This window comes from Streptomyces sp. SID9727 (assembly GCF_010550605.1).
GTDB lineage: Bacteria > Actinomycetota > Actinomycetes > Streptomycetales > Streptomycetaceae > Streptomyces.
Window position 1 is genome coordinate 1 of record NZ_JAAGNI010000060.1, and the last position, 7,915, is coordinate 7,915.

The following is a 7,915-nucleotide window of genomic DNA, read 5'->3' on the forward strand; positions in this document are numbered from 1 at the left end:
GGACCGGCGGGCCGCCGCCGTCCTGCGCCACGACCCGGCCGCCTACGCCGCCGCCGTCGACCCGGACGCCACCGCGCTGCGCACCGCCCAGCGCCGGGAGCTCGCCCGGCTGGCGGACGTGCCGCTCGGCTCCTGGGCGTACCGGCTGACCCACCTCACCCCGCACGGGGCCGACCGGGTCACCGCCGACGTCACGCTCGGCTACCGGATCGCGGGCTACGACAGCGCCCCGGTCTCCGTCGACCGGGTCGTCGACCTGGCCCGCGACCCGGCGGACGGCCGCTGGTACGTCACCGCGGACCGGGCCGCCGACGGCAGCGCCGGGCAGCTGTGGGAGCAGGGCGACGTCGAGGTGGTGCACGGAAAGCACAGCCTGGTCCTGGGCGTCGGCCGCTCCCGGGACGAGCTGGACGCGATCGCGGCGACGGCCGACGAGGCGGTGCCCGCGGTCTCCGCCGCCTGGCCCGAGCGGTGGGCGGGGCGCGTGGTGGTGCTGGTGCCGGACAGTGTGACGGAGATGGGCCGGCTGCTCGGGTCGCCCGCCTCGAACTACAAGGGCATAGCGGCCGTCACCACCGGTGAGACCGGCACCACGGGAAAGGCCCCCGCCGACCGGGTGATCGTCAACCCGGAGGCGTACGCCCTGCTGGGCGGCTTCGGGCAGCGCGTCGTCCTCACCCACGAGACCGCCCACGTGGCCACCCGCAGGCAGACCTCGGCGGCCACCCCGACCTGGCTCTCCGAGGGCTTCGCGGACTGGGCGGCCTACCGGGACCAGGACCGCACCGCCGAGGAGATCGCCCCCGAGCTGGCCGACGCCGTCCGGGCGGGTGACGTACCGGCCGGGCTGCCCGAGGACGAGGACTTCGCCTTCGCCGGCGACGCGGACCGGCTGGCCACGGCGTACGAGGGCGGCTGGCTGGCCTGCGAGCTGATCGCGGACCGCTGGGGCGAGGAGAAGCTGTTCGCCTTCTACCGGGCCGTCGGCGCCCACCACGGGCGCGACGGGGCGGTCGAGGACGCCCTGCACCAGGTGCTCGGCACGACCCCGCAGGACTTCACGGCGCGCTGGCGGGTGTATCTGCGCGACCGGCTCGACTGAGCACGGCCTCCGCCGCCTCCGGTGCCGGCTCGCGCCCCGGGGCCCGTACGACCGTGTCCCGCCACAGCCGCAGGGCCGCCAGCACACACGCGGCGACCAGCAGCCCGTTGCGCAGGAACATCAGCGTCAGGCCCTGTGCGTCGCTCGACACCACATGGACGAAGCCGATCGGGAACTCCAGCTGCGTCACACCCGTGGCCGCCACCACCAGCAGGGCCGGCCACCCCATCCGGCTCTCCCGCAGCACCAGGCACACCGCCGCGAGGCCCACCAGCCACAGCATGTACTGCGGGCTGATGACCCGGCTCGTCGTGGTGAACAGCAGCACCGCCGTGAACGCCGCGTCCGCCGGCGTACTCACCCCGAACGTCCGCGCCCGCAGCCGCCACACCAGCAGCCAGCCGAACGCGGCCACGCTCAGCCCCAGCGCCAGCGTGCTCACCAGCGGCACGTGCGGCCCCAGGAACTCCAGCGAGCCGTAGTGCAGCTCCACCCGGCCCTCCCAGCCGAACTGCCGCCACACATGGAAGACCAGCGCCCCCAGCGACTCGACCTCGGTGCCCCGGTCCCGCTGGAAGCCGAGGAACGCCAGCGCGCCCGGCGCCGCCGCCACACACGCCAGCAGCAGTCCGGCCGCCACCGCCGCCGCCGTCGACCACGCCAGCCGGGTGGCGCGCCCCCGGGCCGTCCCGGCCAGCAGCAGCGCCGGCCACACCTTCAACAGCGCCCCGAACGCGGCCAGCGCCCCCAGCACCCGGGGGTGCCGCAGCCCGGCCAGCAGCGCCGCCACCGCCACCGCCGTCACCATCACGTCGTACCGGGCGTACGCGGTCGTGCCGAGCAGCGGCACGCCCGCCACCCACACCCACACCCCGGCCGTCCGGCGGCCCGGGCCGTCGCTCGCGCGCAGCAGCATCCCCAGGACGAGCGCGTCGCACAGGAACGCCAGCACGAAGAAGGCGGTGGCGTAGTCCAGGAACGGCAGCAGGCCGGGGGAGAGGACCGCCAGCGCCGCCACCGGCGGGTACTGCCAGGTGACGTCGGACTGCGGGTAGGTGCCGGAGCGCAGCACCTCGGACCAGCCGTGGTAGATCACCGACACGTCGCTCGTCACGTCGAGCCCGGGCGGGGTGAGCACCTTGGTCACCCAGAGCAGCAGCACCGCCCTGGTGAGCGCCCACACCGCGAAGGCCGCCGGACGCGTGCCGCTGGAACCCGTCATGACCTGCCCTCACCCGTCCTGTACGCCGTACGAAACAGCCATGATGCCCGTACGCCCTGTGCGCGGGCCATCAGGCACGGCCGCCGGGGCCCGGTACTGTCGGCGGCGATGGACAAGACCTTGATCGTGACCAACGACTTCCCGCCCCGCCCGGGAGGCATCCAGGCGTTCCTGCACAACATGGCGCTGCGGCTCGACCCCGACCGGGTCGTCGTCTACGCCTCCAGCTGGAAGCGCGGGGCCGAGGGCACGGCCGCCACCGCCGCCTTCGACGCCGAGCAGCCCTTCACCGTCGTCCGCGACCGGACGACGATGCTGCTGCCGACCCCGCGCGTGACCCGGCGCGCCACGGAGCTGCTGCGCGCGCACGGCTGCTCGTCCGTCTGGTTCGGCGCCGCCGCCCCGCTCGGCCTGATGGGCCCGGCGCTGCGCGAGGCGGGTGCCCGGCGTCTCGTCGCCACGACGCACGGCCACGAGGCGGCCTGGGCGCAGCTGCCCGCGTCCCGGCAGCTGCTGCGCCGGATCGGCGAGGGCACCGACACGCTGACCTACCTCGGCGAGTACACCCGCTCCCGGATCGCCGCCGCGCTCAGCCCGGCCGCCGCCCGCCGCATGGTGCAGCTGCCGCCCGGGGTGGACGAGAAGACGTTCCACCCGGATTCCGGCGGCGCCGAGGTCCGGGCCCGGCTCGGGCTCACCGAACGCCCCGTCGTGGTCTGCGTGTCCCGGCTGGTGCCCCGCAAGGGCCAGGACACCCTGATCCTCGCGATGCCCGCGATCCTGGCCGCCCAGCCGGACGCGGTCCTGCTGGTCGTGGGCGGCGGGCCCTACGAGGACGACCTGCGCAGGCTCGCCGCGCGCACCGGGGTGGCGGACTCCGTGCGCTTCACCGGGCCGGTGCCCTGGTCGGAGCTGCCCGCGCACTACGGGGCCGGGGACGTCTTCGCGATGCCCTGCCGGACCCGGCGCGGCGGCCTCGACGTGGAGGGCCTGGGCATCGTCTACCTGGAGGCGTCCGCGACCGGGCTGCCGGTGGTGGCCGGCGACTCCGGCGGCGCCCCGGACGCGGTGCTCGACGGCGAGACCGGCTGGGTGGTGCGCGGCGGCGAACCCGGCGAGGCGGCGGAACGGATCACCGCGCTGCTGGGCGACGCGGAGCTGCGGCGGCGCATGGGGGAGCGGGGCCGGGCCTGGGTCGAGGAGAAGTGGCGCTGGGACCTGCTCGCGGAGCGGCTGCGCGAACTGCTCTGACACGCGGACGAGGGGCCCGCACCACACCGGTGCGGGCCCCTCGTCCACGTACGGCTCACGCGCTCACGAGCGGTAGATCGACTCCACCTCGTCCGCGAAGTCCTTCGCCACCACGTTCCGCTTCAGCTTCAGCGAGGGCGTGATGTGGCCCGCCTCCTCGGTGAACTGGGCGCCCAGGACGCGGAACTTGCGGACGGACTCGGCCTTGGAGACCGCCGCGTTGCCGTCGTCCACCGCCCGCTGCACCTCGGCCAGCAGCTCCGGGTCGTCGCGCAGCGACAGCGCGGTCGAGCCGGCCGGCTTGCCGTGCTCCTCGGCCCAGCGGCCCAGGAACTCCTCGTCCAGCGTCACCAGCGCGCCCACGAAGGGCCGCCCGTCGCCGACCACCATGCACTCCGCCACCAGGGCGTGGCCGCGGATGCGGTCCTCGATGACGGCGGGGGCGACGTTCTTGCCGCCGGCCGTGACGATGATCTCCTTCTTGCGGCCGGTGATCGCGAGGTAGCCGTCCTCGTCCAGCGTGCCGATGTCCCCGGTGTGGAACCAGCCGTCCGCCAGCGCCTCGGCCGTCGCCGCCTCGTTGTTCCAGTAGCCGGAGAACAGGTGCTCGCCGTGGAGCAGCACCTCGCCGTCGTCCGCGATGCGCACCACGGAACCGGGGAGCGGCTGGCCGACCGTGCCGATCTTCTGCCGGTCCCACGGGTTGAAGGCGGTGGCCGCGCAGGACTCGGTCAGGCCGTAACCCTCCAGGACGGTGAAGCCGATGCCCCGGTAGAAGTGGCCCAGGCGCTCGCCGAGCGGGGCGCCGCCGGAGATGGCGTGCTCGCCGCGCCCGCCGAGCACCGCGCGCAGCTTGCCGTAGACCAGGCGGTCGAAGGCCTTGTGCCGGAACTTCAGGCCCAGCGAGGGGCCCTGCGGGGTGCCCAGCGCGCGGCTGTAGGCGATGGCCGTGTCGGCGGCCTTGTCGAAGATCTTGCCCTTGCCGTCGGCCTGCGCCTTGGCGCGCGCCGCGTTGTACACCTTCTCGAAGACGCGGGGCACGCCGAGGATCAGCGTCGGGCGGAACGCGGCCAGTTCGTCGGTGAGGTTCTTGATGTCCGGGACGCAGCCGAGCTTGATCGGCGCCATCACCGAGGCGACCTCGACCAGCCGCCCGAAGACGTGGGCGGCCGGCAGGAAGAGCAGGACGGAGCACTCGCCGGTACGGAAGAGGGGCTTCAGGCGCTCCACCACGTTGCCGCACTCGGCGAAGAAGCTGCGGTGCGTCAGCACGCAGCCCTTGGGGCGGCCCGTGGTGCCCGAGGTGTAGACGATGGTGGCCGGGTCGTCCGCCCTGGCCGCCGCGCTGCGCAGGTCCACGGTCTCCTCGGAGACCCCTTCGCCCTCCGCCCGCAGCGTGTCGACGGCGCCCTTCTCGATCTGCCAGACGTGCCGCAGGCCGGGGAGCCGGTCGCGCACGGAGGCGACGGCGGCGGCGTGCGTGTCGCTCTCCACCAGGACCGCGACGGCCCCCGAGTCACCGAGGATCCACTGCACCTGCTCGGGCGAGCTGGTCTCGTACACCGGCACGGTGACCGCGCCCGCGCTCCAGATCGCGAAGTCCAGCAGTACCCACTCGTACCGGGTGCGCGACATCAGGGCGACCCGGTCGCCGGGCTCGACGCCCGCCGCGATCAGGCCCTTGGCGGCCGACCGGACCTCGGCCAGGAACTGGACGGCGCTGACGTCCGTCCAGACGCCCGCCACTTTGCGGCTCATCACCGCGACATCGGGATGCTGAGCGGCATTGCGGCGGATGAGATCCGTCAGGTTGCCGTCCGAGGGAACCTCGTACAGGGCCGGAAGGCTGAACTCGCGCAAGACTGCTGCTCCTCATCGGGCTCCGGTGCCACGGCTCTGTGTGACGCACCGGCGCGGTCCAAGATGGCGGGTGCTCAGTGGGGTGAGCACGACTGGACTGCCCGGACGTTACCCACCAGTACTCGGTTCCGGATAGGGGGTTCCGGCCAGATGTCTTATGCGTCACACATATCGGGACGTCCTTTCGCGCACAGTAGTCCACCCGTACAGGCACCAGGAAGTAACCGCAGGTCCGGGGCCTCTGTGCAGGCTGCACACGGCGATACGCCTAGGGTGTTTCCATGCGAGCAGGAGCGAACACCCGCGTCCATGTGGTCAGCGACGTGCACGGCAACACCGGGGCGCTGGCCCGCGCCGGGGACGGCGCCGATGCCCTGATCTGCCTCGGTGACCTGGTCCTCTTCCTTGACTACGCCGACCACTCGCGCGGCATCTTCCCCGACCTCTTCGGCGTCGAGAACGCCGACCGCATCGTCGCCCTGCGCACCGCCCGCCGCTTCGACGAGGCCCGCGCGTTCGGCCGGCAACTGTGGCAGGGCATGGACCGGAACGCCGCGATCACCGAGGCGGTCCGCAGGCAGTACGCCGAGATGTTCGCCGCGCTGCCCACCCCGACGTACGCCACCTACGGCAACGTCGACATCCCCGCCCTCTGGCCCGAGTACGCCGCCCCCGGCACCACCGTCCTGGACGGCGAGCGCGTCGAGATCGGCGGCCGCGTCTTCGGCTTCGTCGGCGGCGGCCTGCGTACGCCGATGCGCACCCCGTACGAGATCGACGACGAGGAGTACGCGGCCAAGATCGAGGCGGTCGGCGAGGTCGACGTGCTCTGCACCCACATCCCGCCCGAGGTGCCCGAGCTGGTCTACGACACCGTCGCGCGCCGCTTCGAGCGCGGCAGCCGGGCCCTGCTCGACGCCATCCGCCGCACCCGTCCCCGCTACTCCCTCTTCGGCCACGTCCACCAGCCGCTGGCCCGCCGGATGCGGATCGGCGCCACCGAGTGCGTGAACGTCGGCCACTTCGCCTCCACCGGCCGGCCCTGGGCACTGGAGTGGTGAACCGCCCCACCCTCGGACTGGCCGCCGGGCGCACGCGATAGCCTTCTGGCGGCAGACTCCTGCCGACGGACCGGTACACCGCACTGGAGGGCCACAGCGATGGCTGAACACACCAGCTCGAGCATCACGATCGAGGCGGCGCCGGCCGACGTCATGGGTGTGATCGCCGACTTCGAGCGCTACCCGGAGTGGACCGGCGAGGTCAAGGAGGCCGAGGTCCTCGGCACCGACGAGCACGGCCGCGCCGAGAAGGTCCGCCTCGTCCTGGACGCCGGCGCGATCAAGGACGACCACACCCTCGCCTACACCTGGATCGGCGACTACGAGGTCAGCTGGACCCTGGTCAAGTCCCAGATGCTCCGCGCCATCGACGGCTCCTACGCGCTCGCGCCGCTCGGTGCCGGCGACCGCACCGAGGTCACCTACCGGCTGACCGTCGACGTCAAGATCCCCATGCTCGGCATGATCAAGCGCAAGGCGGAGAAGGTCATCATCGACCGCGCCCTGGCCGGCCTGAAGAAGCGCGTCGAGTCCGTCCCGAAGGGCTGAGCACGTGCGCACGGTCCTGGTCACCGGACCCGGCGGAGCCGGCCGTACGACCGTCGCGGCGGCCACCGCGCTCGCCTCGGCCAGCGAAGGGGCCCGCACCCTGCTGGTCTCCGCCGACCCGATACCCGGCTTCCCCGACGCCACCGCACCCACCCCGGTCGCCGCCGGGCTCCGGTCCGTCCGGATCGACCCCGCCGCCCACTTCCGCAGCGAACTCCTCGCCCTCCAGGAGCAGTTGTCGTCCGTCCTCGAACTGCTCGGCGGCAACCCGCTGGACGGCGAGGAGCTGACCGAACTCCCCGGCAGCGGCGAACTCGCCCTGCTCCACGCCCTGCGCCGCGCCGCCCACGGCGACTGGTCCGATGAGGCGTACGACCTCCTCGTCGTGGACCTCCCGCCCCTGCGCGACGCCCTCCGCCTGCTCGCCCTCCCCGGACAGCTGCGCCGCTACCTGCGCCGGCTGCTCCCCCAGGAGCGCCAGGCCGCCCGCGCCCTGCGCCCGGTGCTCGCCCAGCTGGCCGGCGTGCCCATGCCCGCCCAGTGGCTGTACGAGGCCGCCGCCCGGCGCGACGCCGAGCTGGCCCAGGTCGAGGCGCTGATCGAGGACCGGGCCACCACGCTCCGCCTCGTCGCCGAACCGGGACCGGCCGCCGACGAGGCCCTGCGCACCGCCCGTACCGGCCTCGCCCTGCACGGACTGCGCGCCGATGCGCCGGTCGCCAACCGGCTGCTGCCCGGCCACTCGCCGGACCCGTTCTTCGCCGCGCTCGCCGCCCAGCAGGAGAAGTCCCTCGGCCACTGGGCGGACGAGGGAGCGGCCCCGGTCCGCGTCGCGCACCTCGGCCGCGACCCGCAGGGCCCCGACGACCT

Annotated in this window: 7 protein-coding genes; 5 read left to right on the forward strand and 2 right to left on the reverse strand. The window is 73.8% G+C overall.

All coding sequences use genetic code 11. The features are described from left to right. Nucleotides 1–1,102, forward strand: a 1,102-nt coding sequence (locus G3I41_RS03530) for a M1 family metallopeptidase (RefSeq protein WP_164398838.1), incomplete at its 5' end; no start/stop codon positions are given. On the opposite strand, the gene G3I41_RS03535 is transcribed toward G3I41_RS03530, so the two are convergent. Further along, nucleotides 1,059–2,324, reverse strand: coding sequence for a glycosyltransferase family 87 protein (locus G3I41_RS03535; RefSeq protein WP_164398839.1), 1,266 nt, complete (start codon nt 2,322–2,324; stop codon nt 1,059–1,061). The genes G3I41_RS03530 and G3I41_RS03535 overlap by 44 nt on opposite strands. Before the next feature lie 108 nt (nt 2,325–2,432). Here G3I41_RS03535 and G3I41_RS03540 point away from each other — a divergent pair, with 108 nt between their 5' ends. Next, the gene (locus tag G3I41_RS03540; protein ID WP_164398840.1) at nt 2,433–3,575 is read left to right on the forward strand and encodes a glycosyltransferase family 4 protein; all 1,143 of its coding nucleotides are present in this window, start codon (nt 2,433–2,435) and stop codon (nt 3,573–3,575) included. 63 nt (nt 3,576–3,638) lie between these two features. Here the strand turns inward: G3I41_RS03540 and G3I41_RS03545 are convergent, their stop codons facing one another. Continuing rightward, nucleotides 3,639–5,435, reverse strand: coding sequence for an AMP-dependent synthetase/ligase (locus G3I41_RS03545; protein ID WP_164398841.1), 1,797 nt, complete (start codon nt 5,433–5,435; stop codon nt 3,639–3,641). Between the two features lie 281 nt (nt 5,436–5,716). On the opposite strand from G3I41_RS03545, the gene G3I41_RS03550 reads away from it, so the two are divergent. The 3 genes from G3I41_RS03550 to G3I41_RS03560 form a co-directional block, all read left to right on the forward strand. Next, on the forward strand, nt 5,717–6,496 hold the full coding sequence (locus G3I41_RS03550) for a metallophosphoesterase (protein WP_164398842.1): 780 nt from the start codon (nt 5,717–5,719) through the stop codon (nt 6,494–6,496). A 99-nt stretch (nt 6,497–6,595) separates the two neighbouring features. Next, the gene (locus tag G3I41_RS03555; protein WP_164398843.1) at nt 6,596–7,045 is read left to right on the forward strand and encodes an SRPBCC family protein; all 450 of its coding nucleotides are present in this window, start codon (nt 6,596–6,598) and stop codon (nt 7,043–7,045) included. Between the two features lie 4 nt (nt 7,046–7,049). Then, a partial coding sequence (locus tag G3I41_RS03560; protein WP_164398844.1) for an ArsA-related P-loop ATPase occupies nt 7,050–7,915 on the forward strand: 866 nt, incomplete at its 3' end.

Coding starts and splice junctions, on each gene's coding strand:
- G3I41_RS03535 (WP_164398839.1), bottom strand. CDS start 2,324: ATGACGGGTTCCAGCGGCACGCGTCCGGCGGCCTTCGCGGTGTGGGCG.
- G3I41_RS03540 (WP_164398840.1), top strand. CDS start 2,433: ATGGACAAGACCTTGATCGTGACCAACGACTTCCCGCCCCGCCCGGGA.
- G3I41_RS03550 (WP_164398842.1), top strand. CDS start 5,717: ATGCGAGCAGGAGCGAACACCCGCGTCCATGTGGTCAGCGACGTGCAC.
- G3I41_RS03555 (WP_164398843.1), top strand. CDS start 6,596: ATGGCTGAACACACCAGCTCGAGCATCACGATCGAGGCGGCGCCGGCC.